The 26,625-nt window shown below is 61.5% G+C and carries 23 protein-coding genes and 6 pseudogenes; 13 read left to right on the top strand and 16 right to left on the bottom strand.

Translation table 11 applies throughout. The features are described 5' to 3' along the window. Nucleotides 1-8: 8 nt before the first annotated feature. The 3 genes from ACOQFT_RS02310 to ACOQFT_RS02300 are packed head-to-tail and all read left to right on the top strand — an operon-like array spanning nt 9 to nt 3,540. A complete protein-coding gene (locus ACOQFT_RS02310) occupies nt 9-1,037 on the top strand; it encodes an ABC transporter permease (RefSeq protein ID WP_170332988.1) in 1,029 nt (342 codons plus the stop codon). Beyond that, nucleotides 1,034-2,188 (top strand): ABC transporter permease, encoded by a 1,155-nt coding sequence (locus tag ACOQFT_RS02305; RefSeq protein ID WP_421596453.1) that lies wholly within the window; start codon nt 1,034-1,036, stop codon nt 2,186-2,188. The genes ACOQFT_RS02310 and ACOQFT_RS02305 overlap by 4 nt, the downstream gene beginning before the upstream one ends. Continuing rightward, nucleotides 2,185-3,540, top strand: a complete 1,356-nt coding sequence (locus ACOQFT_RS02300; protein ID WP_421596452.1) for a CoA transferase — start codon at nt 2,185-2,187, stop codon at nt 3,538-3,540. Before ACOQFT_RS02305 ends, ACOQFT_RS02300 begins: the two co-directional genes overlap by 4 nt. Before the next feature lie 88 nt (nt 3,541-3,628). Here ACOQFT_RS02300 and ACOQFT_RS02295 read toward each other — a convergent pair whose 3' ends face one another. Then, complete coding sequence (locus tag ACOQFT_RS02295) at nt 3,629-5,998, bottom strand: mechanosensitive ion channel family protein (protein ID WP_421596451.1); 2,370 nt, start codon at nt 5,996-5,998, stop codon at nt 3,629-3,631. A gap of 358 nt (nt 5,999-6,356) precedes the next feature. On the opposite strand from ACOQFT_RS02295, the gene ACOQFT_RS02290 reads away from it, so the two are divergent. From ACOQFT_RS02290 to ACOQFT_RS02260, 7 genes are read left to right on the top strand one after another with little or no spacing between them, the layout of a single operon-like run. Further along, nucleotides 6,357-7,571 carry a glycosyltransferase family protein gene (locus ACOQFT_RS02290; RefSeq protein ID WP_421596450.1) on the top strand — a complete coding sequence of 405 codons (1,215 nt, stop codon included), beginning with the start codon at nt 6,357-6,359 and terminating at the stop codon, nt 7,569-7,571. Continuing rightward, nucleotides 7,568-8,815, top strand: coding sequence for a glycosyltransferase family 4 protein (locus ACOQFT_RS02285; RefSeq protein WP_421596449.1), 1,248 nt, complete (start codon nt 7,568-7,570; stop codon nt 8,813-8,815). The genes ACOQFT_RS02290 and ACOQFT_RS02285 overlap by 4 nt, the downstream gene beginning before the upstream one ends. Continuing rightward, nucleotides 8,815-9,891 carry a glycosyltransferase family 4 protein gene (locus ACOQFT_RS02280; protein WP_421596448.1) on the top strand — a complete coding sequence of 359 codons (1,077 nt, stop codon included), beginning with the start codon at nt 8,815-8,817 and terminating at the stop codon, nt 9,889-9,891. Before ACOQFT_RS02285 ends, ACOQFT_RS02280 begins: the two co-directional genes overlap by 1 nt. Then, the gene (locus ACOQFT_RS02275; protein ID WP_421596447.1) at nt 9,888-10,472 is read left to right on the top strand and encodes a histidine phosphatase family protein; all 585 of its coding nucleotides are present in this window, start codon (nt 9,888-9,890) and stop codon (nt 10,470-10,472) included. The genes ACOQFT_RS02280 and ACOQFT_RS02275 overlap by 4 nt, the downstream gene beginning before the upstream one ends. Then, nucleotides 10,469-11,608 (top strand): glycosyltransferase family protein, encoded by a 1,140-nt coding sequence (locus tag ACOQFT_RS02270; protein ID WP_421596446.1) that lies wholly within the window; start codon nt 10,469-10,471, stop codon nt 11,606-11,608. Before ACOQFT_RS02275 ends, ACOQFT_RS02270 begins: the two co-directional genes overlap by 4 nt. Beyond that, entirely contained in the window at nt 11,605-12,378 is a 774-nt protein-coding gene (locus ACOQFT_RS02265; protein ID WP_421596445.1) for a polysaccharide deacetylase family protein, read from the top strand. The genes ACOQFT_RS02270 and ACOQFT_RS02265 overlap by 4 nt, the downstream gene beginning before the upstream one ends. Next, entirely contained in the window at nt 12,375-12,851 is a 477-nt protein-coding gene (locus ACOQFT_RS02260; protein WP_421596444.1) for a class I SAM-dependent methyltransferase, read from the top strand. Before ACOQFT_RS02265 ends, ACOQFT_RS02260 begins: the two co-directional genes overlap by 4 nt. Here the strand turns inward: ACOQFT_RS02260 and ACOQFT_RS02255 are convergent, their stop codons facing one another. Continuing rightward, nucleotides 12,852-13,991, bottom strand: coding sequence for an alpha-D-ribose 1-methylphosphonate 5-triphosphate diphosphatase (locus tag ACOQFT_RS02255; RefSeq protein WP_421596443.1), 1,140 nt, complete (start codon nt 13,989-13,991; stop codon nt 12,852-12,854). 52 nt (nt 13,992-14,043) lie between these two features. On the opposite strand from ACOQFT_RS02255, the gene ACOQFT_RS02250 reads away from it, so the two are divergent. Beyond that, nucleotides 14,044-14,727, top strand: a complete 684-nt coding sequence (locus ACOQFT_RS02250) for a DUF1045 domain-containing protein (RefSeq protein ID WP_421596442.1) — start codon at nt 14,044-14,046, stop codon at nt 14,725-14,727. On the opposite strand, the gene ACOQFT_RS02245 is transcribed toward ACOQFT_RS02250, so the two are convergent. The 7 genes from ACOQFT_RS02245 to phnG all read right to left on the bottom strand — a co-directional run bounded on the left by ACOQFT_RS02245 (nt 14,709) and on the right by phnG (nt 19,979). After that, entirely contained in the window at nt 14,709-15,257 is a 549-nt protein-coding gene (locus ACOQFT_RS02245; RefSeq protein ID WP_421596441.1) for an AAA family ATPase, read from the bottom strand. The two genes, ACOQFT_RS02250 and ACOQFT_RS02245, sit on opposite strands and share 19 nt — an antisense overlap. After that, a complete protein-coding gene (gene phnL, locus ACOQFT_RS02240) occupies nt 15,254-15,937 on the bottom strand; it encodes a phosphonate C-P lyase system protein PhnL (protein ID WP_421596440.1) in 684 nt (227 codons plus the stop codon). Before phnL ends, ACOQFT_RS02245 begins: the two co-directional genes overlap by 4 nt. A gap of 24 nt (nt 15,938-15,961) precedes the next feature. Continuing rightward, complete coding sequence (gene phnK, locus ACOQFT_RS02235) at nt 15,962-16,732, bottom strand: phosphonate C-P lyase system protein PhnK (protein WP_421596439.1); 771 nt, start codon at nt 16,730-16,732, stop codon at nt 15,962-15,964. Continuing rightward, nucleotides 16,729-17,589 carry an alpha-D-ribose 1-methylphosphonate 5-phosphate C-P-lyase PhnJ gene (locus ACOQFT_RS02230; protein WP_421596438.1) on the bottom strand — a complete coding sequence of 287 codons (861 nt, stop codon included), beginning with the start codon at nt 17,587-17,589 and terminating at the stop codon, nt 16,729-16,731. Before ACOQFT_RS02230 ends, phnK begins: the two co-directional genes overlap by 4 nt. 261 nt (nt 17,590-17,850) lie before the next feature. Continuing rightward, nucleotides 17,851-18,942, bottom strand: a complete 1,092-nt coding sequence (locus tag ACOQFT_RS02225) for a carbon-phosphorus lyase complex subunit PhnI (RefSeq protein WP_421596437.1) — start codon at nt 18,940-18,942, stop codon at nt 17,851-17,853. Nucleotides 18,943-18,945: 3 nt separating this feature from the next. Further along, entirely contained in the window at nt 18,946-19,521 is a 576-nt protein-coding gene (gene phnH / locus ACOQFT_RS02220) for a phosphonate C-P lyase system protein PhnH (protein WP_421596436.1), read from the bottom strand. Next, nucleotides 19,521-19,979, bottom strand: coding sequence for a phosphonate C-P lyase system protein PhnG (gene phnG / locus ACOQFT_RS02215; RefSeq protein WP_421596435.1), 459 nt, complete (start codon nt 19,977-19,979; stop codon nt 19,521-19,523). The genes phnH and phnG overlap by 1 nt, the downstream gene beginning before the upstream one ends. A 103-nt stretch (nt 19,980-20,082) precedes the next feature. On the opposite strand from phnG, the gene phnF reads away from it, so the two are divergent. After that, nucleotides 20,083-20,793: a phosphonate metabolism transcriptional regulator PhnF gene (gene phnF / locus ACOQFT_RS02210; RefSeq protein ID WP_421596434.1), complete on the top strand. Its 711-nt coding sequence runs from the start codon at nt 20,083-20,085 to the stop codon at nt 20,791-20,793. Nucleotides 20,794-20,958: 165 nt separating this feature from the next. Here phnF and ACOQFT_RS02205 read toward each other — a convergent pair. The 5 pseudogenes from ACOQFT_RS02205 to ACOQFT_RS02185 all read right to left on the bottom strand — a co-directional run. Beyond that, nucleotides 20,959-21,489: pseudogene (locus tag ACOQFT_RS02205) on the bottom strand (chloramphenicol acetyltransferase). 25 nt (nt 21,490-21,514) lie between these two features. Continuing rightward, nucleotides 21,515-22,509 (bottom strand): annotated as a pseudogene (locus ACOQFT_RS02200) (PhnE/PtxC family ABC transporter permease); the annotation flags it as partial. Next, nucleotides 22,506-23,114, bottom strand: a pseudogene (locus ACOQFT_RS02195) (PhnE/PtxC family ABC transporter permease); the annotation flags it as partial. The pseudogenes ACOQFT_RS02200 and ACOQFT_RS02195, both read right to left, overlap by 4 nt. Beyond that, nucleotides 23,115-23,656, bottom strand: a pseudogene (locus tag ACOQFT_RS02190) (PhnD/SsuA/transferrin family substrate-binding protein); the annotation flags it as partial. 98 nt (nt 23,657-23,754) lie between these two features. Further along, a pseudogene (locus tag ACOQFT_RS02185) lies at nt 23,755-24,023 on the bottom strand (phosphonate ABC transporter ATP-binding protein); the annotation flags it as partial. Nucleotides 24,024-24,247: 224 nt separating this feature from the next. Between ACOQFT_RS02185 and rpe the strand changes: the two are divergent. Beyond that, nucleotides 24,248-24,937 carry a ribulose-phosphate 3-epimerase gene (gene rpe / locus ACOQFT_RS02180; protein WP_421596433.1) on the top strand — a complete coding sequence of 230 codons (690 nt, stop codon included), beginning with the start codon at nt 24,248-24,250 and terminating at the stop codon, nt 24,935-24,937. A gap of 32 nt (nt 24,938-24,969) precedes the next feature. Here the strand turns inward: rpe and ACOQFT_RS02175 are convergent, their stop codons facing one another. Then, on the bottom strand, nt 24,970-26,304 hold the full coding sequence (locus ACOQFT_RS02175; RefSeq protein WP_421596432.1) for a tetratricopeptide repeat protein: 1,335 nt from the start codon (nt 26,302-26,304) through the stop codon (nt 24,970-24,972). 143 nt (nt 26,305-26,447) lie between these two features. Further along, nucleotides 26,448-26,625: pseudogene (gene tuf / locus ACOQFT_RS02170) on the bottom strand (elongation factor Tu); the annotation flags it as partial.

Raw genomic sequence — 26,625 nt, 5'->3', positions numbered from 1 at the left:
GCAGCTAAATGGTCATGCTGCGCTATGCAGTCTATCGCTTTTTCACGATGCTGCTGACGCTGCTGGTGGTGTCGGTTCTGATCTTCGTGATCATCAATTTGCCGCCCGGCGACTACCTCAGCAACCAGATCGCCGAATTGCAGGCATCGGGCCAGTCCGCTGGTGTGGCCAAGGCCGAGTTCCTGCGCACGGAATACGCGCTGGACCGCCCGATTTGGGAGCAATACCTGATCTGGATGGGGTTCTGGCCCGGCCCGCACGGGTTTGAGGGGTTGCTGCAAGGCAACTATGGCTGGTCCTTCGAATTCGACCGCCCCGTGGCCGAGATCGTGGGCGATACGCTGTGGCTGACCGTGGTGGTCAATCTGGCGGCGATCCTGTTTGTCTATGCGGTGGCGCTGCCCTTGGGCGTGATCGCTGCGGCGCGGTCGCGGACGTGGATCGACTACACCTCGGCCTTTGTGGGGTATCTGGGTCTGGCGACGCCGAACTTTCTGCTGGCACTGATCCTGTTCTACTACGGCCACCGCTATTTCAACCTGCCCATCGGCGGCCTGATGGACCCGGTTTACGAAGGCCTGCCAATGAGCTGGGACAAGTTCAAATCCATCCTTGTCCACCTGATCGTCCCGACCTTTGTGATCGGCACGTCAGGCGCCTCGGCGATGATGCAGCGTCTGCGGGCCAATATGCTGGATGAACTGGGCAAACCTTACGTGGAAACGGCCATCGCCAAGGGCATGGCTCCGTCGCGGATGCTGACGAAATACCCGCTGCGCGTGGCCTTCAACCCGTTCGTGGCCGATATCGGCAACCTTCTGCCCTCGATGGTGTCCGGCTCGGTTCTGGTCTCGGTGGTTCTGGGCCTGCAGACCATCGGCCCGACCCTGCTGACAGCGCTGAAAACGCAAGATCAGTTCCTGTCCGCCTTCATCCTGATGTTCGTGGCGCTGCTGACCCTGATCGGCACCATGATCTCTGACATCCTGCTGGTCATGCTCGACCCGCGCATCCGGTACGAGGGGCGTGAAGCATGACCCAACGCCCTGACGACCGATATGTTGACGACGCCCCTTATGACCCGGAAGTCGCCCTGCAACAGCTTGAGCGCGCCGATCTGGACGCCCCCAACTGGGTGCTGGTCTGGCGCAAGTTCAAGACCCACAAGCTGGGCCTGATCTCGGGCATTTTCCTGCTGCTGTGCTACCTGATGCTGCCCTTTGCCGGATTCATCGCGCCTTATGGGCCGAATGAACGCAACGGAGAGCACCTCTATGCCCCGCCGCAGAGCGTAAGCTGGTTTCATGACGGTGAGTTCATCGGCCCCCACGTCTATCCGATTGTGGCCGAGGCCGATCTTGAGACATTCCAATGGAAATTTGTCCCTGACCTGGAAGACCCGCGCGCGATCAAGTTCTTCTGTGAAGGGGCTGAATACAAACTCGCCGGTCTGATCAAATCGGACACCCACCTGTTCTGCGCGCCCGAAGGGGCGACGCTGTTCCTATGGGGTTCGGATCGGCTGGGTCGGGATATCTTCAGCCGCATCCTATACGGCGCGCAGTTATCGCTGACCGTGGGTCTGATAGGCATCACCGTGTCTTTCGTTTTGGGCATCTTTTTCGGCTCGATAGCCGGGTATTTTGGGGGCAAGATCGACTGGGTCATCAACCGCGTGATCGAAGTTCTGCGCTCGTTGCCGGAACTGCCCCTGTGGCTTGCCTTATCCGCTGCGGTGCCGTCGAACTGGAGCCCCGTGGCGGTGTTCTTCATCATCTCGATCATCCTCGGCATCCTCGACTGGCCCGGCCTCGCTCGCTCTGTGCGGGCCAAGTTCCTGTCGCTGCGCGAAGAGGAATACGTGCGCGCGGCCGAGATGATGGGCGCAAGCTCGGGCCGGGTGATCCGTAAGCATCTGTTGCCGAACTTCATGTCCCACCTGATCGCCTCGGCCACCTTGTCGATCCCGGCGATGATCCTTGGGGAAACGGCGCTCAGCTTCCTTGGTCTGGGCCTGCGGGCACCGGCGGTCAGCTGGGGCGTCATGCTGAACGACGCGCAGAACCTCGCGTCGATCGAGATCTACCCGTGGACGGCCATCCCGATGCTGCCGATCATCGTTGTCGTGCTGGCCTTCAACTTCCTCGGTGACGGCTTGCGCGACAGTCTGGACCCCTATCAGCAATGAGCCTGTTCTCCGCCCTCCCCGCCGCTGACAGCTACAAGACAACCGGCAAGGGTTCGCGACCCAGCGCGTTTGCGGTGTCGGAACTGGCCACCGCCAGCTTTGCCGCCGTGGGTCAGGAACTGGCGCGCCTCGTGACCGCGCTGAACCTTGCGCCCAACGCACCCAAGGTGTCAGTCGATCACCGGCTGGCCTCGTTGTGGTACGGGTTTTCGTTCAAGCCGGACGGGTGGGAGATGCCCAGCCTCTGGGATGCTGTGGCCGGAGATTATCAGGCCGCAGACGGCTGGATCAGACTGCATACCAACCTGCCGCGCCACAAGGCGGCGGCGCTCAAGGTTTTGGGTGTTCCGGGCAGTCGGGACGCCGTGGCGCAAGCGCTGAAAGAATGGTCAATCTCTGATCTGGAAACCGCGATTGTGGCCGAAGGCGGCGTTGCCGCCGCAATGCGCAGCCGCGCAGAATGGCTGGAACATCCGCAAGGGCGCTCTGTGTCCCGCGATCCGCTGATCGGCTGGCAGAACCCAAGACGCATCACCCTGCGCGACCGCCCGCAGGCCACGGCCAGCCGTCCCTTGGCTGGCCTGCGCGTTCTGGACCTGACGCGGGTGCTGGCGGGCCCGGTCTCAACTCGAACGCTGGCGGGTTTCGGGGCCGAGGTCCTGCGCATCGACCCACCCGGATGGGACGAACCCGGTGTCATTCCGGATATCTCTTTAGGCAAGCACTGCGCCTATCTGGACCTGAAATCGCCCGACGGCCTGACGAAACTGCAGGACCTGTTGGCGCAGGCGGATATCTTTGTCCACGGCTACCGGCCCGGCGCGCTGGATGCGCTTGGCCTGACCAAGATCAAACGCGATGAGCTGGCGCCAAACCGGGTCGAGGTCACCCTGAACGCCTATGGCTGGCAGGGTCCGTGGTCCACCCGGCGCGGCTTTGACAGCCTCGTACAGATGAGCGCAGGGATCGCAGATGCGGGCCGTGCCTGGGCCAAGGCCGACAAGCCGACACCGCTGCCGGTGCAGGCGCTGGACCACGCGACGGGCTACCTGATGGCAGCGGCCGTCTTGTCCGCACTGGCCGAGGCTGCCTCTGGCAATTCCATCATGCTGGCCCAACTATCACTGGCCCGAACGGCAGAGTTGCTGGCCGCACTGGCCAAAACCGAAACCGATAGCGACATTACGGACGCATCGCCCGCCGACTATTCGCAACAACCCGAAGAGTCGGGCTGGGGAACAGGCCGACGCCTGAAACCCGCTTTGACCGTTGGTGCCGCGCAGATGTTCTGGCCATTGCCCGCCTCGAAACTGGGCACCTCCCAACCGGTCTGGCCATCGCTGCCCACCTGACGCCACCGCCGCGCGGAACGCGCGGCTTGGCCCAACCCTTTGGTTGGCGTCTCGTCAGAGACGCAATTCAAAGGGGCGGGAGCCGCCCCTAGCGGTCATCGCCTCCGGGGCCGATATCGTCCAGATAGTCCTCGTCAATCGCAGCCTGTACCGCGCCAGTCACCGCTTCACGCTGTTTCGGCGAAAGATCTTCCGGGTCCTTACCCTCGGCCAGACGCACGGTGACCTCGCGGTGCGCGAACTTGATGCCTTCACGCGCGAACAGTTCCCGGATGTCCTGATACACCTTCTTGCGCACCAGCCACTGATCACCCGGCTTGGTCATGAATTTGACCCGGATGATCATCGCGGAATCCTGCATTTCGATCACACCCTGCGATTTCAGGGGCTGAATAAAGTTCTCACCAATCACCGGATCGCTCAGCAATTCCTGCCCCAGCTTCTTGATCAGTTTGCGCACCTTCTCGACATCTGTGTCATAGGTCACGCGCAGCGGCAGCTTCATGATCACCCAGTCACGGGAATAGTTGGTCAGCACCTTGATTTCGCCAAACGGGATCGTATTCAGTGCGCCCAGATGGTGGCGCAGCTGGAACGACCGGACCGAAATCTTCTCGACCGTCCCCTTCACATCCCCGATATCGATATATTCCCCCTTGCGGAACGCATCATCCAAAAGGAAGAATGCGCCCGAAAAGATGTCCCGCACCAACGTCTGCGATCCGAAGCCGACGGCCAGACCCACCACGCCGGCGCCCGCAAACAGAGGGCTGACATTGATACCCAACTCCATCAGCACGATCAGAACGATGGTGACAACGACCACCGCCAGGATCGCGCCACGAAACAGCGGCAGCAACGTGGCCAGACGGCTCTGCCCACCTTCACCGCCTTCATCGCCCAGTTCCGCCTCTTCGCCGCCATCATCGACTTCCTCGGCGATTTTCGTGTCGATCCAGATGCGGAAAAAGTGGAACAGGATGTAGCCGATGAACAGGATGACCATCACGTCCAAAGCCCGCCCGACCGGCAGGTCCTCGCTCCAGCTGGCTTCGGGGTTCCAGATCACGACAAGGGCATAGAGGCCAACCACAAAGGCCAGAATTCCAGCCACGCGACGGGCCAGATCCTCATAGGTCAGCATGCTGTGCCTGCGGTCCTCGGCCTCGATGGTTTCCGCCGGTTCGCCGACCTCTTCCGGGGCCTCGTCTTCGGCGTTCATCTCCTCCATCTGGCGGTTGCGATCAAAGTAACGCTCAAGCAGGTAATTCATCGCCCCATAGGCCACGACCACCGACATGAAGATCGCATAGCTGCTGGCCACGATCGGTAGCGAGTTCTCGTTTTCCAGCACAAGATCCACCGCCAGCTTGAACCAGCTGAACACGATGTAGACGATCAGAACAGGCGCCCATGCGAAGGAGATGAAGCGCACGATCCACGACACCTCATCCGGTGCCCGTCCGCCGCGAATGGCGTTGGAAATGGCGCGGGCATTGAACAGGATCATTAGAACATTGCCCAGCGCGCCGAACATGGTCAGGCTGCCATAGACCATGGCATAGACGTTATAGTTCAGCCCGAAATCCGCCACCCAGGTCGCAAACAGCACCACCGAAATGTCATAGGTCGCAAGCGCCGAGGCCCAGAAATACAGCCGTTTCGCGTCCCGGTCGGAAAAGGGCGGCAGGCGGTATTGGCTGAGGTAAGGCGACAGCACCATGCGCCACAGGTCGGACACCGTGCGCGACAGGAAAAACGCCGTGAAAATCGCCGTGACCGTGAACTGGATCGAGATATCCTCGGCCTCACCAAAGAACAGGTACCCCACGATCAGAGCCATGAGCATCGCAAAGACCGTGCCGCCGATCCCCATGAAGAACCGGAACACCAGAAACGGCATCTTTTCGCGATAACCTTGCGGATTTTCTTTGGACCGCGCCACAACCAGCTTTTTGGCCATACGCTTGCCGTAAATCTCGGTGGACAGCCAGCGCCCCAGCAGCAAGAGCAGAATATTCAACAGCAGGACCTCGACATAGGTCTGTATGCGGCCGTCGGGGCTGGTCTGGCGCAGGATGTACTGCACTTCGAAGATCGAATAGGGCAAGGCCTGCAGGCGCGATTCCATCGACTCGCGGAATTTCGAGAACCTCTCCTGCGCCTTCATCAACTGCGAGCCTTCGGCCATCGGATCATGGGGTTCATCCGCTGCGGCGCCGGCATCGCCTGAGGACACGACCTGCCCCGCGCTGTCGATGACGATCACGCTGGCGCCGGCCTCGGTCGCGGCGCGTATCGCGGCAGCCAGATCGCCCTCGGCGGTTGTGTCGGTCGCTGAACCGGAACCCGAATTGTATCCCGGGATCAAAGACGTCTGCGCCGCCGCTCCGGTGACAAAGGCCGCTGCAAATGCCCAGATCAGCAGGACCATTCCAGCAAGAAGTTTGAGTTTCATCGAGTTATTCGCCCAATCCGAGTGATGCACCACAGGTTACCGAAGCACCTGAGTGTATTCAAATATTCAGCCTTTCTCTTCCCAAGATCGTGTCATTTCGTGTTCCCGCTGCAATGCTGGCGACTTGGGTGTTTGCAACCTTGAAAAAACTGAATATGACCAAGCTGGTAAACCGGAAGGAATGGCGGCATCAGGGCTTGGATAGGTCCGCAAAGCCAAAAGCGCCGAATGTTGCCATTTCGCAATGCTTGTCGAATTTGCACAATCTCGTCACCCCCTTTGGCAAGCGGCCGCAAAGAATATACGGTAACGGGTGTAAACGCGCGGATTTGCACCGAGAAACACGACAGGCGAAGGCATGAGCCTAGGAATACAAAACGACACCACCGGCCGGGCGCCGCGCATCCTTTTCTACAGCCACGATACGTTCGGATTGGGGCACCTGCGCAGGTCGCGCGCCCTGGCCGCGGCCATCACGCAGGCCAACCCCGAGGCGTCCGCTCTGATCCTGACCGGGTCCCCGGTGGCCGGTCGTTTCACCTTTCCGCGCCGGGTCGACCATGTACGCCTGCCGGGCGTGACCAAACGCGCCGATGGGTCCTATGCGGCCCGGACAATCGGTATGGGGATCGAAGAAGTGACCGAGCTGCGTGCGGGCCTGATCCAGACCGCCGTACAGCAATTCGAGCCCGACATGCTGGTCGTTGACAAGGAACCCACCGGCTTTCGCGGCGAGCTTTTGCCGACGCTCGAAAGCCTGCTGCATTCACAGCGCACCAAGCTGGTGCTGGGTCTGCGCGACGTGCTGGACGAGCCCGAGGTTCTGGCCGCCGAGTGGGAGCGGAAAGAGGCCTTGGCGGCGACCGAGCGTTTTTATGACGAAATTTGGGTTTATGGGCTGCGCTCGATCTATGACCCGACGCAGGGCCTGCCGCTAAGCCACGCGGCGCAGTTGCGCATTCACTGGACGGGCTACTTGCGCCGCGATCTCGGCCCGGTCGGAGAGCCGCCCGAACAACCCTATATCCTGATCACGCCGGGTGGCGGCGGTGACGGCAAGGCGATGGTGAACCTTGTCCTGTCGGCCTATGAAAAAGACCCGACCCTGTCGCCGCGCGCGGTGCTGGTCTATGGCCCTTTCCTGTCGGGCGAACTGCGCGAAGACTTCGAAACCCGCGTGGCCGCGCTGAACGGGCGGGTGACCGCTGTGGGGTTTGAATCCCAGATCGAAACGCTGTTTGCCGGGGCCGCCGGGGTGGTCTGCATGGGTGGCTATAACACGTTCTGCGAAGTGCTCTCGTTCGACAAACGCGCCGTCATCGTGCCCCGCACGACACCGCGGCTGGAACAGTGGATCCGTGCCTCACGCGCCGAAGGTCTGGGCCTTGTCCGGATGCTGGACGAAACCCGCGACGGCCTGACACCCGATGCGATGATACAGGCGATCCGCAGCCTGCCCAACCTGCCCCTGCCATCGCAGGCGATCCAAAGCGGTCTGCTGGACGGGCTGGACTATGTCACCGATCGGGTCGACGCTCTGCTGAGCCGGGAACAGGAACGGGCCACCGGATGACTACGCCCCAGCCGAAACTGGCGGTGCTGGTCAAGGGATGGCCGCGCCTGTCCGAGACGTTCATCGCGCAGGAACTGGTCGCTCTGCAAGAGGCCGGGCACAGCTTTGACATCTGGTCCCTGCGCCACCCGACCGACGTAAAACGGCACCCGCTGCATGACCGGTTCCGGGGGCAGGTGCGTTATCTGCCCGAATACCTGTACGAAGAACCCCAGCGCGTCTGGGCCGCGCGCAAGGTGGCACAGGCGCTGCCCGGATATGCCGAGGCCTACCGGGTCTGGCGCGCCGATCTGCGCCGTGACCCGACCCATAACCGCATCCGCCGCTTTGGTCAGGCCTGCGTTCTGGCCGCCGAACTGCCCGAGGCGACGCGGGTGATGTACGCGCATTTCATGCACACCCCGTCCTCGGTTGCGCGCTACGCCGCCATCATGCGCGGCCTGCCGTGGAGCTTTTCGGCCCATGCCAAGGACATCTGGACCTCACCCGATTGGGAAAAGGCCGAGAAATTGCAGGCACAGACCCATGGCGCGGCTTTTGGCGCGACCTGCACGGCCATCGGGGCAGACCATCTGCGCAGTCTGGCCGATGATCCGGCGCGGGTTGACCTGATCTATCACGGGCTGGATCTGGCCCGTTTCCCTGCGCCGCCTGACCGCGCCCAGCGCACACAGGATGCACCGTTTCACATGCTGTCTGTGGGTCGTTTGGTCGAGAAAAAGGGCTTTGACCGTCTGATCGACGCTTTCGCAATGCTGCCGGACACGCTGGACTGGCACTGGACCCATATCGGCGGCGGTACACTCGGCGATGCTCTGCGCGCCCGGGCCGAAGCTGCCGGCGTATCGCATCGGATCACGTGGAAAGGTGCTTGCGACCAGCCCGAGGTAATTGCGGCGATGCGCGTATCCGACCTGTTCGTGCTGCCCAGCCGGATTGCCGCTGACGGAGACCGCGACGGGCTACCCAACGTGCTGATGGAGGCGGCGTCGCAACTGTTGCCGATCCTGTCGACGCCAGTGTCGGCTATTCCTGAGTTTATCGAAACAGGCATCCACGGCGTCTTGTCAGACGACGACCCAGCCGCGCTGGCCTTGGCCATCACCAACATGGCCGCCGCGCCCGGGCATACCGCGTCGATGGCCAATGCCGCCTATGACCGCCTGATCGCCGAGTTCCGCATGGACCCCGGCATCACTCGTCTGTCCGAACGGCTACGCGCTCTGGGTGCGGACACGGTCTGATGGCAAGAATCGCCTTTTACACCCCCATGAAAACGCCCGACAGTCCGGTGCCGTCGGGCGACCGCGAGATGGCGCGCAATCTGATGCAGGCGATTGGGGCACAGGGGGATATGGTCGAGCTGGCCTCGCGGCTGCGCATCTATGACAAATCCGGGGACGCGCAGCTGCAAGCTGCCTTGCGTGCCGAAGCCGACGCCGAGGTTCAACGTTTGATCGACGACCTGCCATCGGACACGGCGCTGTGGGTGACCTATCACAATTATTACAAGGCACCGGACCTGCTGGGCCCACGCGTGTGCAAGGCGCGGAATATCCCTTATGTCCAGTTGGAAAGCACCCGCGCAACCAGCCGCCTGAACGGCCCCTGGGCCGGGTTTGCAAAGGCCGCGCATGACGCCTGCGACGCGGCGCAGGTGATCTTCTACCACACCGCCAACGATCTGATCACGCTGGAACGGGAACGGTACGGGGAACAGCGGCTTGTGGAACTGCCCCCTTTCCTGCCCTTGTCGGACCTGCCGCCCGCCTCGAACTGCGATGGCCCGATGCTGACGGTGGGTATGATGCGCCACGGCGACAAGCTGGCCTCTTATACCCTCCTTGCGCAGACGCTTGCGCTTCTGCCCGGGGACTGGGCATTGAACATCGCGGGCGACGGCCCCGCCCGATCCGAGGTCGAGGCCATGATGGCTCCATTCGGCCCGAAGGTCCGGTTTCTGGGGCAATGCGACCGCAACGCCCTGCAAGCGCTTTATGCGGAGGCTTCCGTCCTGGTCTGGCCCGGCGTCAACGAAGCCTATGGCATGATCTATCTTGAGGCACAGGCCAGCGGCATTCCGGTCGTCGCACAGAACCGGCCCGGTGTGCGGGATGTGCTGACCCCGTCCGAGTACCCTTCGGTTGAGGCAGGGCCAGAGGGTCTGGTTGCAAGGCTTCACACTTTGTTGGGTGACCTGAACCTCCGCCTTTCGCTGGGGGCCGAAGCCCGTGACCGGATAGCGGATCGCCACATGATGCCGACAGCCACCAGCCGGTTCTGGCAGGCCGTTCGCCCGTTGCTCAAGGCCGCCCGATGACCCGGCTGGCCTTATTGCGACACGGACACACACATTGGAACCGCGCTGGCCGCATTCAGGGACGCAGTGACATCCCACTGGATGATGAAGCCCGAGCCGAACTGGCATCCACGCGCCTGCCTGCAGAATGGGACGGCGCGGTGCTCTGGTCCAGCCCGCTGCAGCGGGCCAGTGAAACCGCCCGTCTGGTGGCCGGTCGCGAGCCGCAAACCTCGAACGCGCTGACCGAGATGAACTGGGGCGAATGGGAGGGTCTGCGCGGGGTAGATCTGATCGCCGACCCCAACAGCGGCTATCGCCACATAGAGGACTGGGGATGGGAGTACCGCCCGCCGAAAGGCGAAACCCCGGCCCAAGTGTGGAAGCGACTGCAGCCCTGGCTGGACGGGTTGACGGGCGACACGGTTGCGGTCTGCCATATCGGCATCATGCGGGTTATCCTGGCCCGCGCCTGGGGTTGGGATTTTTACGGCCCCGCGCCCTTTAAGATCAAGCGCAACCGCCTGTATATCGTTGACATGTCGAATATGACGACCCTGCCCGAACCCATCCGCTTGATCAGACCCGAGGTTTCCTCATGAAGATCATGATCGTCGTCACGCACCTGTTGGGCACCGGGCATCTGAGCCGCGCTCTGACGCTGGGCCGGGCCTTTTTGCGCGCGGGGCATCAGACTTTTGTCGTCTCGGGCGGGATGCCTGCGCCGCAGCTGGACAGTTCCGGCATGACCCTACTGGGGCTGCCACCGCTTCGTTCGGATGGCACCGATTTCACCCGGTTGCTGACCCAAAGTGGTGACGTTGCGGACACCACCTATCTGGCGGCCCGCGAATCCGCACTGGTCGAAGCCGTTCGGAGTTTTGCGCCGGATATTCTGATCACCGAGCTGTTCCCCTTTGGCCGCCGATCATTGGCCTCTGAGTTCACCGCAGCGTTGGAAGCAGCCCATGCCCTGCCGCGCCGCCCGGTTGTTCTGGGATCGATCAGGGACATTCTGGCACCGCCTTCGAAACCGTCGAAAGCGGAACGTGCGGAAGAGATCGTGTACGAGCACTATGACGGCATCCTCGTACATTCCGACCCCGGCGTTGTTTCGCTGGAGGTCAGCTGGCCAGTGACCGACCGGCTGCGCGAGCGGTTGTTCTATACCGGCTTTGTCGCCCCCGAGGCCCCTGCGCCGCACCCCGATACCCTGGGCAAAGATGAGATTCTGGTCAGCGCCGGCGGTGGATCGGTGGGCCAGCCGATCTTTCGCGCGGCCATCGAGGCCGCCCGAAAGATGCCCAACAGGCGCTGGCGCCTGTTGGTGGGCGGACAGGACGCCGCCGCGCGCGTTGATCAATTGCAACAGTTGGTCGGCGATGCTCGGGTGACCATAGAACCGGTGCGCCCCGATTTCCGGCAAATGCTGCCCCTTGCTGCGGCCTCGGTCAGCATGTGCGGCTACAACACTGCGCTGGATATCCTGCAATCGGGGACGCCTGCCGTGTTTGTGCCGTTCGACGATGGCAAGGAGGTTGAGCAGAGCCTGCGCGGTCAGAGCCTCTCGGAACTACCCGCCATTGAGGTGTTGCCCCGCAAGAAGCTTGATGGTGCAGCTTTGGCGCAGGCTGTTGCGGCGGTCATATCCAAGGGCCCCCGCCCGGTTTCCACCGACGGCATTGACGGGGCCGCCAGATCGGTTGAGATCGCATGTTCCTTGAGGGGGCAGGCATGATCATAGACTGGCGCCCTTTGGACACCGAGTTGAACATCTGGCAGACACAGGGTCTGACCCTGCCCTTGTGGTGGCGGGACGATGACGCCGTTTCGGCAACGCCGCAGCTTGAGACGCTGTCAGAGCTGTCCCGGTCTCTCGACCTGCTTGTCCATCTTGCGATCATCCCCCGCGATGCCGATGCCGGATTGGTGGAGTATGTCGGGCAACACGACACGCTGATCCCGGTAGTGCATGGCTGGGCGCATAAAAACCACGCGTCGCCAAAGGAAAAGAAGTCCGAATTCCGGTTGCACAGGCCGATACCTGAAATCCTTGCCGATGCACGCGCAGGGTTTGAACGATTGAACGCGCTGTTCGGCGACAGGCTGCGCCCGATCTTCGTACCGCCCTGGAACCGGATCGCGCCCGAGGTGGTGCGTGAATTGCCCGCTCTGGGCTACCGCGTCATCTCAACGGCTACACCGCGCAAGATGCGAACGCCCGCGCCCGGGCTAGAGCAGATCAATACCCACCTGGACCCAATTGATTGGCGGGGAACGCGGGGGCTGGTTGCACCGAACAGGCTGATCAAACAAACGGTGGATCTTTTGCGGGACCGACGCGAAGAGCGGGCTGACAATACCGAACCTTTCGGCGTTTTGACCCATCATCTGGTCCATGATCCCGACATCTGGACCTTTACCGAAGACCTGCTGCGCAGGCTTCTGGACGGCCCCGGTTTTGCCTGGGCCTTGCCTGCCACCAAATCAACCGGAGACCCCGAATGAGCCGACTGGATTCCATGCTGCGCCGCCTGACTGCGCAACGCGACGGGCTGAACTGGGCCGTCGCTCAGATCAGCGAGATGGAGGGGGACGTTCTGGACATGGGGCTGGGCAATGGCCGCACCTATGATCACCTGCGGGAAATCCTGCCGGAGCGGCGCATCTGGGTGATGGACCGGGTGCTGCAATGCCATCCGTCCAGCACCCCTCCGGCCGAGGATTTCCTGCAGGGCGAGGCAGAACCCATGCTAAAGAAGCTGGCGGCTGGCGGGGCCAGGATTGCGCTGGCGCATTACGATTTCGGGCGTGGCATCAAGGAAGAAGACGTGGCCGAAGCGGCGCGGCTCAGCCCTCTGATCGCGCAGGTGATGCGGCCCGGCGGATTGCTGATCTCTGGCCAGCCTCTGGTGGGGTTTGAACAGATCAGCGGCCCGGACACCATCGCGCCGGACCGGTATCTGTTCTATCGCGCCTGATCAGGCCACGCGCCGGCCGCGTGACCAGACACCGTTCAACGCGGGCGCACCTTCGCGCATACGGAAGCGGATGATGTCCGCGCGGGCGCCCTGGCGTAGCTCTCCGCGGTCGTCCAGCCCGACAATGCGCGCCGGGGTTTGGGTCACGGTACGCAGTCCGCGCGCCATGTCACCCCAGCTTTTGCCCAGACGTGTCGCAGACAACAACAGCGCGGCCGGAACGTAGTCCGACGACAGAATATCCAGGTGGCCCAGATCGGCCAGTTCTTGCGCCGCCACGTTGCCGGAATGCGATCCGCCGCGGATCACATTGGGGGCGCCCATCATCACCTTGATGCCATGGTCGTGGCAGGCACGGGCGGCTTCGACCGTGGTGGGAAATTCAGCCAACCGAATGCCGTGTCCAGCCGACACCGCCACCTGTTCCTGCGTGGTGTCATCGTGGCTGGCCAGCATCGCGCCGAAACGCCGGGCGGCCTTGACGGTTTCAACCTCGTGCCGGTCGCCAAACCGGTCACGCAACGCCTTAAGCTGCGCGACATGCTGCAGGAAGTCATCATCGGTCATGCCGTGCTTGCCCTTCATGTAAGCTTCAAGCTGCGACATGTCCCGAAACTGCCGCTGCCCGGGCGTGTGGTCCATCAGTGACACCAGCCCGACGCGATCTTCGGGGCCGAATTCATCCAATTCCGCCACCAGAGTTTCCGAGCACACTTCGGCCCGCAGATGCAGAAAATGACTGATCTTCAGCGCACCCTGCTCGCGTAGCTGCCACAACTCGCGCGACAGGTCACGGGCATATTTCTTGTATCGGTTGCCGCTGGGGATCGAACCGATGCGCATCGCGTCGAAGACCGTCGTGATCCCGGTGCTGGCCAGTTCAGCATCATGGGCCAGAATTGCCGCCGCGTGGGGCCAATCAACCTTGGGGCGCGGCTGGATGTGGCGTTCAAGATTGTCCGTGTGCAGTTCGACCAATCCGGGGCTGACGTAATCACTACCACAATCCACTGCGTCTGTCGGAATCGCGGCGCCCGTGGCGATCTCGGCAATGGTTTCGCCCATAATCCGCACGCTGCCGGTTACGGTCTCATCCGGCAGGACCAGCGTGGCATTGGCAAGGATCATTTCTTCTGTCATCTGAACTTCACACGGTCTGAGCTATTGAGAAGGCCACGCATAGGAGGCCAATGTGACATTCACGCGATACGCGATCTATTTCGCGCCGCCAGCCGGGGCTGAATGGGTGAAATTCGCCACCAATTGGCTGGGCTGGGACATGGAAACCGGCAAGGCTGTCCCGCATCCGGTGATCGATGGCGTGGATATTGCGGCCGTTAGCGAGGTGCCGCGTAAATACGGGCTGCACGCGACGATGAAACCGCCTTTCCGCCTGCGTGACGGGCAGTCGGTGGAGACGTTGACCGAGGCCTTTGCGCAGATTGCGCAAGCGCAACCTCCGGTCACGTTGGAGGGGTTGGACATCGCCCGCCTCGGACGGTTTCTGGCCCTGCGCCCGCTGGGGGATGAGACCGCGCTGAACGCACTTGCTGCTGCCTGTGTACGCGACCTGGATAGCTTTCGCGCGCCTGCATCCGAGGCCGAACTGGAGCGCCGCCGCGCCGCTGGCCTGTCGCCCGAACAGGACGCCAACCTGGTGCAATGGGGCTACCCGTATGTGATGGAGGCCTTCCGCTTTCATATCACCCTCAGCGGCAAGCTGAACAAGCCGACGCTGAACGCAGTTCAGGACACGCTGCAATCGAGGCTTGCTCCCCTGCTGCCCACCCCGTTCCGGATCACCGATCTGGCGCTTGCGGGCGAGGCCAACGACGGACGCTTTCATCTGATCCATCGCTACACCCTTTCCGGTTGAAGCTGGGACAGGATGGCGGAAACCGTCGCTTCCAGCGACCCCGAGTTGTCAATCTCGATGACCCGGGACAGCCCCTCTGGCAGAGGTTTCGTTGCACGAGCCAGCCGCCGCGCTTGTTCACGGGCGCATTCACGGGCCCTCGCAGACAGACGGTGTGCCAGAATCTCGGGGTCGGCGGTCAGAGAGATCACGATCAGATCGCCAAACACCTCTTGCGCTTGCAGCAGAACCGAGCGGGACAGGTTGACCAGAACCGCGTCCGGCTGGTTCCGCAGATCCTCAATTCCCTTGGGCACCCCGTAGAACAAGCCATGCGCGGGCCAGTGCAGCACAAAGGCACCCTCGGCCACCATCTGTTGAAAGGCTTCAACGGACACACGGTCGAAATCCTCGCCCTCTTCACCTTCGGGGCGGGTGATCACCCGACGCGCCCGAACAAAACCCGGTGCACGGGCTTCCAGCGCCGCCATCACGCTGTCCTTGCCAACACCCGAGGGGCCAACAACCGCTATGACCGGCGCAAGGCTCATGCGGCAGCCCCGGGGGTGAAATCAGAGACGTTGATCTCACGATCACAGACCCGTTCGCGCGCGTCGACGTCGTGAAAAATACCCACGATCGCGGCACCGCGCGCCTTGGCCTCTTTGATCAGCGACAGCACCGTTTCCCGGTTCTGCGCATCCAGCGAGGCCGTGGGTTCGTCCAGCAACATCGCCGGATAGTCATGCGCAAAACCCCGGGCGATGTTGACCCGTTGCTGCTCGCCCCCGGAAAAGGTTGTCGGGCTCAGCGCCCACAGACGTTCGGGAATGTTCAAGCGTGTCAGCAAAGCCGCTGCCTTGTCCAGCGCTGTCTGACGGTCGCACCCGATGGCCAGCAGAGGTTCCGCCACCACATCCAGCGTCGGCACCCGAGGCACCACGCGCAGGAACTGGCTGACATAGCCCAGCGTCTCGCGGCGCAACCTCAGAACCTCGCGCGGCTCGGCCCGGGCCACATCCAGACCACCGACCAGAACCTGCCCCGAGGCTGCCAGATAATTCCCGTAGATCACCCGCATCAGGGTCGACTTGCCCGCCCCCGACCCACCCGTAAGCGCGACACATTCACCGGGCGCAACCTTCAACGCGGCGCCTTCCATCACCGGGATCACTGCACCACCCTGGTTATGCAGAGTAAAGCTTTTGCTAACGTCCTTAAGCTCAATCATCGCACTTCATCTTTTCCCAAATACTCAAACCTGCAGAACGCTGGACACAAGCAGCTGCGTATAGGCATGTTGCGGATCATCCAGCACCTGATCGGTCAAACCGGCCTCGACCACGTGACCGTCTTTCATCACCATCAACCGGTCCGCCAACAGGCGCACCACGGCCAGATCATGTGTGACGATGACGGCGCTTAGCCCCATTTCACGCACCAGCCCGCGCAGAAGGTCCAGCAGCCGCGCCTGAACCGAGACATCCAGCCCGCCGGTCGGTTCGTCCATGAACACCAGCCGAGGCCCTGTCACCAGATTGCGCGCGATCTGCAACCGTTGCTGCATCCCGCCCGAAAACGCGGTCGGGCGTTCGTCCACACGGGCGCCGTCGATCTCGACCCGGCCCAACCAGTCAATCGCCCGATCACGGATCTGGCCATAGTGTCGGTCGCCAACGGCCATCAGGCGTTCACCAATATTGCCGCCCGCGCTCACCGACATGCGTAGCCCGTCGCGGGCGTGCTGGTGGACAAAAGCCCAATCGGTACGGCCAAGCATCCGCCGTTCGGGTTCCGACATGGTCACCGTATCCACCGGACCATCGGCTCGGGTGTCAAAGATCACCTGCCCCGCGTCGGGCTCCAGATGCCCCGCAAGACAGTTCAGCAAGGTCGATTTGCCGGATCCGCTTTCACCGACAATGCCCATCACCTCACCGGGGTAAAGATCGAAGCTGACGCCAGTGCAGCCGATCCGCGCGCCATACCGCTTTTCGACGCCTTTGACCTGCAACAACGGAGTCATGCTGCACCCTCCTTGCTCATGCGCCCTTCGTGGCCCTGCGCGCGGCGGGACCGGCAGAAATCGGTGTCGGAACAGACAAACATCCGGTTGCCTGCGTCATCCATGATCACCTCGTCCAGATAGCTGTCCTCGGCGCTGCACAGGTCGCAGGGGTGGTCGGCCTTGGTTGCCTCGAACGGGTAATCCTCGAAATCGAGGCTGACGACCTGAGTATGCGGCGGCACCGCGTAGATGCGCTGTTCCCGTCCGGCTCCGAACAGTTGGATTGCGTCCATTTCCAGCTTGGGATTGTCGAATTTCGGGATCGGAGACGGGTCCATCACGTACCGCCCCGACACTTTCACCGGATAGGCGTAGGCGGTCGAAATCGCGCCATGCTGGCTGATATCTTCGTACAGCTTCACGTGCATCAGCCCGTATTCCTCGAGGCTGTGCATCTTGCGCGTCTCGGTCTCGCGCGGCTCCAGGAACCGCAAAGGTTCCGGGATCGGCACCTGATAGACAAGAATCTGATCCTCGGTCAGCTTTGCCTCGGGAATGCGGTGACGGGTCTGAATGACCGTGGCCTTTTCGGTTTCCTCGGTGGTCTCGACGCCTGCGGTGTTCTCAAAGAACTTGCGGATCGAGACGGCGTTGGTGGTGTCATCCGCCCCTTGATCGATCACCTTGAAGGTATCATCCGGCGTCAGCGTCGCGGCCGAGACCTGAACTCCTCCGGTGCCCCAACCATAGGGCATCGGCATCTCGCGGCTGGCAAACGGGACCTGATAGCCGGGGACCGCCAACCCCTTCAGGATGGCACGGCGGATCATCCGCTTGGTTTGTTCGTCCAAATATGCGAAATTATACTCATTCATTTTTTGTACTTCGCTTTTTTTTGGTGTTTTTATGGACGTAATTGTTGTTACCGCGTTCTTTTTGGTCATTTTGGCATATCTCTTCAGACATAACCGTCACGCGAGACATCGCCGCCGCGCGCAACAGAGAGACCCAAAGGGGGTCTGGTGTTCGGTTGGTGCGTCGCATCTGTGTTCGAAACGCAACAGCGCCCGATCCGGGAAAGCAGAACCGCAGACACGTGCCGAAGCCACCTGCGCTGAACAGTCTGGTCCCTAAGGTCATTCCGCAGCCTCCCTCGAAGTGATCCGTTCTTCGGCCTCGCGGCGCAGTTTGCGGACCAGTTCCAGTTCGGACTGGAAATCGACGTAATGCGGCAGCTTGATATGCTCGAGGAAGCCGGTGGCCTGAATGTTGTCGGCATGGCTCAGGACAAACTCTTCATCCTGCGCGGGGGCGCCTAGATTGTCCTCTCCCAGTTCTTCCCAACGCAGCACGCGGTCGACCAGGGCCATAGCGATGGACTTGCGTTCCGACTGGCCGAAGACCAGCCCATAACCGCGGGTGAACTGAGGTGGTTCTGTCTTTGATCCCTTGAACTGGTTGACGGTCTCACATTCGGTCAGCTCGACCTCACCGAGGTTGATAGCAAAACCCAGCTCGGGGATGTCCATCTCGACCGCGACTTTGCCGATGCGCAGTTCACCCACAAACGCATGGTTGCGGGCATAGCCGCGCTGAGTCGAATAGGCCATGCCCAGCACGAACCCCTCATCCCCTCGGGCCAGCGATTGCAGGCGCAGGGGGCGACCGGCCGGGAACTGCATCGGTTCACGGGTCAGATCGCCCGGAGGTTCATTGCTAGCGGGTTCGTCCTGAATGATGTCCTCGCCCTTGAGGAATCCGGTGATGTGCGGCGTTTGTTCCATGCGCGGCTGTGCTTCGGGGGCTGCGGGAACCTCGCCCTCGGCCGCCAGTTTGAAATCCAGCAGCCGGTGGGTGTAATCGAAGCTCGGCCCCAGCACCTGCCCGCCCGGCGCATCCTTGAACGTGGCCGAGATGCGGCGGTCGCAGGTCATCTCTCCGGTTTCCACCGGTTTGGAATAGCCGAACCGGGGCAAGGTCGTGCGATAGGCGCGGATCAGAAAGATTGCCTCGATCAGATCCCCACGCGCCTGCTTGATCGCCAGCGCCGCCAGATCCGGATCGTACAAAGAGCCTTCGGCCATCACGCGGTTCACCGCCAGCGACAGTTGTTCGCGGATTTGGGCGATGCTCAACTCGGCAATATCCGTCGATCCCCGGCGTTCTTCGGCCAACCAGGCATGAGCGTTATCGATGGCCTTTTCGCCCCCTTTGACAGCAACATACATGGTCTAACCCTCTGCCCTGATTTGCGTGCTGCGTGGCAGGGCCGCAATCCTGTCACCGCAGGTGAAGAAGAAGTCACAGCCCAAGGGGTAGAGCGCCGCATTGGCCCGAAGTGGCGGTACGTCCGGCAGCGACAGAAGCGCGGTGTCTTTGATACCCGGGCCAGACAGCACCGCACCCGCGTGTTGCAGATCGTCACATTCGACAATCAGCGTGGCCGAGCGATCCGGGTACTCGGGCGTTCCGATGCGGTATTTCGACATCGGCGCAAGGGCCGACCATGTCCCGACGGCAAAATCCGCCTCGGACGCTTGTGAAATCGGCGCACCGGTATGGAAGGTCAGCCATTGACGCACAGCATCCGTGCCCAGCGCGCCCGCCAGATGCACGCGCGTGTCCGGATCACATAGCGTCAGCAGCAACGTCCCCGCCGCCACGGACAAAGGCGCGGGTGGCTGCGCACCCGAGATCAACCGGATCTCACCGGGCCGCGCCATAACCGTCATTGCGGCGCGGAAGGCGTGGGCTGCGTCGATCGGCGCGTTTTCGAACCCGCCCAAGAACTGGGTCTGCGCGTTCATCAATCCTCTCCCCGTACCAGCGTGAAGAACTCGACCTTCGTTGCCGCCGCCTTCGCAGCGCGGGCCATCCGGGCTGCCCTCATCTGCTGGCTGAGCGGTGTGATCACACGGGCACGAATGTCCCCGGCAGCGTCGGTCTGCATCAGTGCGTCGATCAGCGCCGCGGCCTCAGCCTTGCGCTTCGACCGACCCTGCACATAGCCATGCCCGACCGTTCCATCCGTCAGCACCAGAGAACAGCGCGTGACAGTCATTTCCCCCAGGTTGAACGGCGCACCTGTACCGCCCGTCCGACCACGCACCATCACGCCCCCAACCTCGGGGCTGCGGAGCCAGTCAAAGCTTGGGGGCACGCCAACCTCGCCCCACAATTCCATCAACGCGTCTTCCGGAGCGCGGGCCAGCAGACCCATCCACTCCTTGCGTGCAGCGATTGCCATGTTCTGTTGATCCGCCATCGAAACCCCTTGGCTGGGTTGTCTATTTGAACTATACAACTAGACAAATATTACACCCCAAAAGTGAGTCCCGCAATCCGCGACACTGTGAAAGTTTGGTGACATGAACAAAACACCGGTCTGGAAAAGCATCGCGCTGAGCCTGACCTCGGACATCGCCGAGGGGCGTTACAACACCGGAGATCGCCTGCCGACCGAGGCGCAACTGGCGGCGCAGCATGGGGTCAACCGGCACACGGTGCGGCGCGCATTGGCGGATATGGCCGAACAGGGGTTGGTGCATGCCCGGCGCGGCGCGGGTGTGTTTGTGGCCGCGCGACCGACCGATTATCCGATTGGCAAACGGGTCAGGTACCACAAGAGTATCTCGGCCAGCGGCAAGATACCCGGCAAAACAATCCTCTCGCTGACGACCCGTGTGGCGGATGACACCGAAGCCGAGGCGCTGGGGCTGACTGCGGGCGACAAGGTGCATGTATATGACGGGTTGTCACTGGCCGACGGCCAACCCATCGGCCTGTTTCAGAGCGTTTTTCCAGCAGATCGACTGCCCGACATCCTGACAGCTCTGCAAGAGGCCCAATCCGTGACCAAAGCACTGCAACGCTGCGGCGTCGCGGATTACACCCGTGTTTCCACCCGCCTGACCGCGCGGGGCGCGACAGCAACGCAGGCTCTGCATCTGCAATTGCCCGAAGGCGCACCGGTGCTGTTTTCTACCGGGGTGAACGCCGATCTTTCAGGGGTCCCGGTTGAGTACGGGCGCACTGTTTTCGCCGGGGAACGGGTCACACTGACCCTGAACGACGACTAGACGACGCAGGTCTCCCGCCCGTCTTCAACCTCCTTGCGGAGGTCTCATCCCGTTGGGCGTAGCGCCGCGCTTTGCGCGGCGCCGGGCCCAAAGCCGCCAAGGGGGATCGGCGCAGCCGATGCCCGTGCGGGTGCGGGAGCATTTCCTGTCTCTGACACAACCGGCTTATTCGTAATTTTCAAGAAAGACTTCGGCGCCAAGTGATCGGAAGTCCGACAATGCCGCGCGCAGGCGCGGGTTGTCCCAGTTCCACCACGCCAAGGTCAGCATCCGCTCGGTTACTTCCTCAGAAAACCGGCGGCGGATCGGTTTGACTGTCACACCACCAACGATGGTTTACGGGTCGACATCCTTGGTCACCACAGCGCCTGATGCCAACACCATGCCGTGGCCAATCGTCACTTCGGGTTTGATGATCGCCGCGTGGCCGATCCATGTGTCATGCCCGATCACCACCTTGCGGCTGGCGCGATAGGTGAACCAGTCCTGATCGTCCTCGGCATCGTCCCAGTAATCTGCGGACCGGTACAGGAAATGGTGCTGAGACGCCTTTTCCATTGGGTGTTCTGTTGCCCCGATCCGCGTGAAACTGGGGATATTGGCGAACTCGCCGATCTCGACATACGCACCAAAGTCACTTTTCGCAATCTGGCAGCCGGGGTGAATGAACGGTTGATCCGGGCGCAGGCGCGGCATCGTCTTTCGTCCTTGGTCCTTGCTCAACCCGGCGGCTGCGGCTGTTGGATTCGAAGACATAGCGCCGTTGGCTCAGCAACACCGGCGTCACTTGCGGGATCACACCAAAGCGGTAACGTTTCGGCGCGTTGGCGCCGGTGAATGGGACGCCCTCGATCTGTTTGTTGTCCACGTTCTCCAGCGCCTCCGGAAAAATCTTGCCCAAGGTGCCCGTGTCGGTCACCAGAATGGCCAGCGGCAGGGCGACCATGGCCGCACCGAACGTGCCCAGAAATGCCATCAGAATGGCTTCAAAGATCGCCCAGGCCACATCCTGATGCCGCCACATCTTGTTGGTCCAGAATTCGTTCAGTGTCGCACCGGCCTCACCGTTCATGGCCCGCCCGGCCAACTCGGGGAAGGGCTTGCCGTAATTCCGACTGTCGAGCGTGAACCAGAACAGCTCCCACCCGGTGAAGTAACGGAACACCTCGGACCGGTTGCGGGTTACGGTCAGACGCCCCGCATCGGTGTCGACAGTCAGGCAGTTCTTGGACACGCTGATCCAGTCAGGCACATCACCTTCGGGCAGTTCTGCCTGCACCCGGCTGCGCGCGAAGGCGTCGCCCGAACGGTGCCATAGCCGGAAATGTCATGTCCAACGGTCTCAGAGCCAGAGCGCACGACGTGCCCAATTTCCAGATCAATCAACGTGTTCTCGCCCAGCACCACCCAATCCGGGGCCTAACCTGCGGGGTTCGTGCCCATGCGCTCGCCTTCGTTGGTCGCGGACACTTCGCCCGAGCGGTTGTCCCGCTCAATGTGGGTATTGTAGCTGTGGCTGTCCAAAACCAGTATCTTACCATTGCCCCAGTTCACCCGCACGGCCAAACCCGGTACGTCGAGGGCAAAGAACACATATACCAGATAGGTTAGAACCAACGCGGGCAGGCTGAAATTCTTCATGCGCTTGCGATTGAACAGCCGGCCTGCCTCGGGCCTCAACTCATCAACGGTCAGGTTGGTTGCAAAGATACTCATGCCTTGGCTCCTTTTTCCGACCCATTGGCCAGACCAGTGCGCAGATAACGGGAAATTTGATCCACAACGACAATTGTGACGAACGACAGAATGAAAATCGCGGCGACTTCACCGTAACGCCCCTGCCCCCAGGTTATCGCGTTGCGCAGCTCATACCCCAGACCGCCCGCACCAAAGAAACCCAGAATGCCGAGGCGCGGATGTTGATCTCGAACCGCAGCAAGGCATAACTGACATGGTTCAGCCCGACCTGCGGGATCACGCCCAAATACATGCGCTGCGACCAGTTGGCGCCCACCGATTGCACCCCATCGACCGGCTTCAGCGAGGCGTTTTCGTTCACCTCAGAAAACAGCTTGCCCAATGCGCCCGCCGTGTGAATGGCAATGGCGACCAACGCGGGCACCGGGGCCGCCGCCCGGAATGATGATCAGACCCAGCGCTATGACGACCTCGGGGATGGCCCGGAATATGTCCGAGATGCGCCGAAACAAAGAGATCAGCAACGGCCAATTGGCCATCCCGCGCGTCGACATCAGCGATAGGAACGTCCCCACAATCGTTCCGATCAGGACCGAGGCGGCGATATTCAGTGTTTCGACCACGTCGTTCATGTCGACCGGACCGTCGGCCCAGGTCACGCCACCATCAGCGTCGCGGTTGTTGACCGCAACGATGGTCTGCTCGTGATCGCGGGTGAACTTGACTTCACCGAAGCAGGCGCCGGATTCCATTGTCGCGCCGGTGGCAGCAGGGATTTCGATCGACGGGATCAATTAGCCCGAGGTCGAGTTTGGATCACCGAAACCAAAAGCTTTGCTCTTCATGTCTTCCAGCGAGGTGATGCTACTGTCCTTGCGGGTAAAGCCGACCGAGAAATAGCCATAGCCGCCATCGGTGTTGACCTTGACCAGAACCGGCTCACCGGCTTCGGGGTCAGACAGGTAGGTTTCGCGCAACCCGACGCCAACAGTGTGGCCGGGACGCCCAGTGCTTCTTCGGTGTTGACGCGCAGACATTCATTGTTGTTCAGAGGATCCTGAGCGTTCTCGCCGCCCGGAATGCCAAAGTGGAACTCGCAGATCTTCCGGGCCGTGGCTGATGCGGCCAGTGCAGTGGTCGCCAGTGCAGCAATCAGGTTTTTCATCTGTCCTTTCCCAAGTGGATGTATCGGCCTTTCCTTGGGCCGGCCGACGAAAAGGGAGGGGGGTGGGCTCGGATGGTGGCTTCGGCGTCCATCAAATCCTTCTTGGCGATGTCCAGCATGTGCAGGTTGGCGATGACGGTGCGGCCGCCCTCGTCGTGGATGCGGCGCAGTGCCTGCATCAGGGCGGGCGTAATGGCGACCTGCTGCTGGCCGCCCGACAGAGCTTCGGCCCGTGCTCGGCAATGCCCAGAAGAATCAGAATGCCGATGGCGCGGTGGATCTGGTTCATCGGAAACAGGTTGAACATGGTCGACAGCGCCAAGTGGCGATTCAGCGTGCCGTGCAGCACGTTCGAGACCACATCCAGCGTCGCCGCGTCCACAGCAACATTGTCGCCGAAGCGTTTGGTCAGTTTCTCGATACGCAGCTCGCGCCACCCCTAGTTCGTGTTGGAAGTCGCCTACAGAGGCCATTCAGCGACCATGTGTCGGTGTGGTGATAGTTTGTAACGGCGCGCGAGCTGCGGGGGCTACCCTTTACGGCACGGCACAGGTATATGCGGGTCGACTCTTCAGCTGACACGAGACCGCCATGAGCTTTGACCGCACCATCAAGATCGCCCCGTCGATACTGTCCGCCGATTTCGCCAATTTCGGGCAAGAAATTCAGGCCATCGAGGCCCAGGGCGCCGATTGGGTTCATGTCGACGTGATGGACGGCCATTTCGTCCCGAACCTGACCTTTGGCCCGCCCGCCGTCAAAGCCTTTCGCCCGCATGTAAAGACGGTGATGGACGTCCACCTGATGATCACGCCTGTCGACCCCTACATTCAGGCCTATGCTGACGCCGGCGCCGATATCCTGACCGCCCATGTCGAGGCCGGACCGCACACCCACCGCACCCTGCAGGCCATCCGGGCGGCTGGCATGAAGGCTGGTGTCGCGCTGAACCCCGGCACCCCGGCCGAAGCGGTCGAGCATCTGCTGGACCTGACCGATCTGGTCTGCGTCATGACCGTAAACCCCGGCTTCGGCGGTCAGAAGTTCATTGATATGACGAACAAGGTCCGCAAACTGCGCCAGATGATCGGCGACCGCCCGGTGCATATCGAGATCGACGGCGGCGTTGATCCACAGACCGCGCCCCTGGTAGCGGCCGCAGGTGCCGATGTTCTGGTCGCAGGGTCCGCTGTTTTCAAAGGCGGTTCGGTGTCCAGCCCCGAAGTTTATGGGGAGAACATCCGCGCAGTACGGGCCGCGGCCGTGTCTACGGCCTGCTGACCAAACGCCCGCTGAATCGCGGCTTGGCTCCGCTATCCCTGCGTTGAAGTGGCGTATCGCAAGCGCATTGCGATGGCTTGCATAAACCGCCCCTCGGCCACCAACGCCTCAAGGAACTCCGGCAAATAGTCCTCGGACAACCCGGTCGTGATTGCGTCGTCGAACCTGCGTTCGGCGGCTTTGAATTCACCTTCGCTGAGCATCACCAGCGCATCCACAAAATGCAGATGAGTGTCGTCAGGATTGTCCGCCAGCGCCAGATCGATGGCACCGCGCGCTTCCACCGTTTTATTCAACCAGAGCGCAATCTCAGCATGAAGGCGGTGATCAAAGTGGTTCGCATCCTCCATTCGGACACTGCGCCGTATCTGTACAAGCGCCGCTTCATACTCAAAATCATCAACCAGCAGATCGGCGCGCCAGAACAGAAGGTAACTGTCGGCTCCGATGTTTTCTTCCGCGGTTTCCAGGATTTGATGTGCCTCGGCCCGGCGACCCAGTGCTGACAACGCCCGCGCCTTGCGCACATAGCCATCTGTACTATCTGGCCAGGCAGCGATGACCGCCTCAGCATCTTTTTTCGCCTGTTTTGGCCTGTCCAGCATCAGCAGGATCAACGAGCGTCGGGACTTTGCGCTGATATAGTCAGGATTAATCTCCAACGCACGGGTGATATGGGTAAAGGACTCTTCCCACGAGTCCCGTTCAGACAGAATATAGGCAATCCCGTATTCCGCATTTGAATCCTGCGGATCGATTTCCGTCGCTGACCGGAACAACGCCAGCGCCTCTTCATACCGCCCATGGTCACTCAAGCCCCAGGCCAGTTCCCTGATACCCCACGTGTATTTCGGGTCCAGGGCAATCGCCAGGCGCATACGTTGTTCGTATTCGTCAAAATTCACCTGCCCGCTGCGACGCACGCTGGCGGCCAAACCCGACAGGCTTTCTGCTGTGGGCTTGCGGGACACCGCTTTGCGAAACCATACAGCGGCTTCGTCATAACTGTCCTGATAGTACAGCATCCAGGCCCGCCCCTGCAGACCCGGTTCTGCGTCTGGATCGATATCCAGAATCTCAGAAAACGCCGTATCCGATTTGTCATATTCGCCAAGGTCGAAATGCGCCCAGGCCATTCGGTCCAGCATTTCGATACGTTGTCGGTCTGAAGCACCGGTGCCGCCCAAGCCCCGCTGACAGATTTCAATCAATCGTTCCGGCGATTCTGGTTGTTCCAGACAGGCCGAGGCGTAGGTCGATTGCGAGCTCGTCAGCAGAGGTTTGGAATACCCCTCAGCACCCGAGAAATTCAGTGCAATCGTTGCCAGAAGTGCCAGTCTGGCTGTTTCAAAATTGATTTTTTGCATTTTGACGGAATACGCTTTGTTCGTTTTCCACAACATACCCAGAATTGTGATGAGAAAAAGGCCGCCCCACAAGGGACGGCCTTCTTACGTTCAACAGTTGTGTCCGAGATCATTCGACGAATAATCTCATCACCGCCTATCGATTACTCGATGATTTTCGACACAACACCGGCGCCGACAGTGCGGCCGCCTTCGCGGATCGCGAAGCGCAGGCCGTTTTCCATCGCGATCGGGGCGATCAGCTCAACGCCGAACGACACGTTGTCGCCAGGCATGACCATCTCGGTGCCTTCGGCCAGGGTCACGGTGCCGGTCACGTCC

This window comes from Ruegeria sp. MALMAid1280 (assembly GCF_049195285.1).
GTDB lineage: Bacteria > Pseudomonadota > Alphaproteobacteria > Rhodobacterales > Rhodobacteraceae > Ruegeria.
Note: the sequence above shows the minus strand (reverse complement) of the source record. Positions and strands in the feature narration are given on the sequence as shown.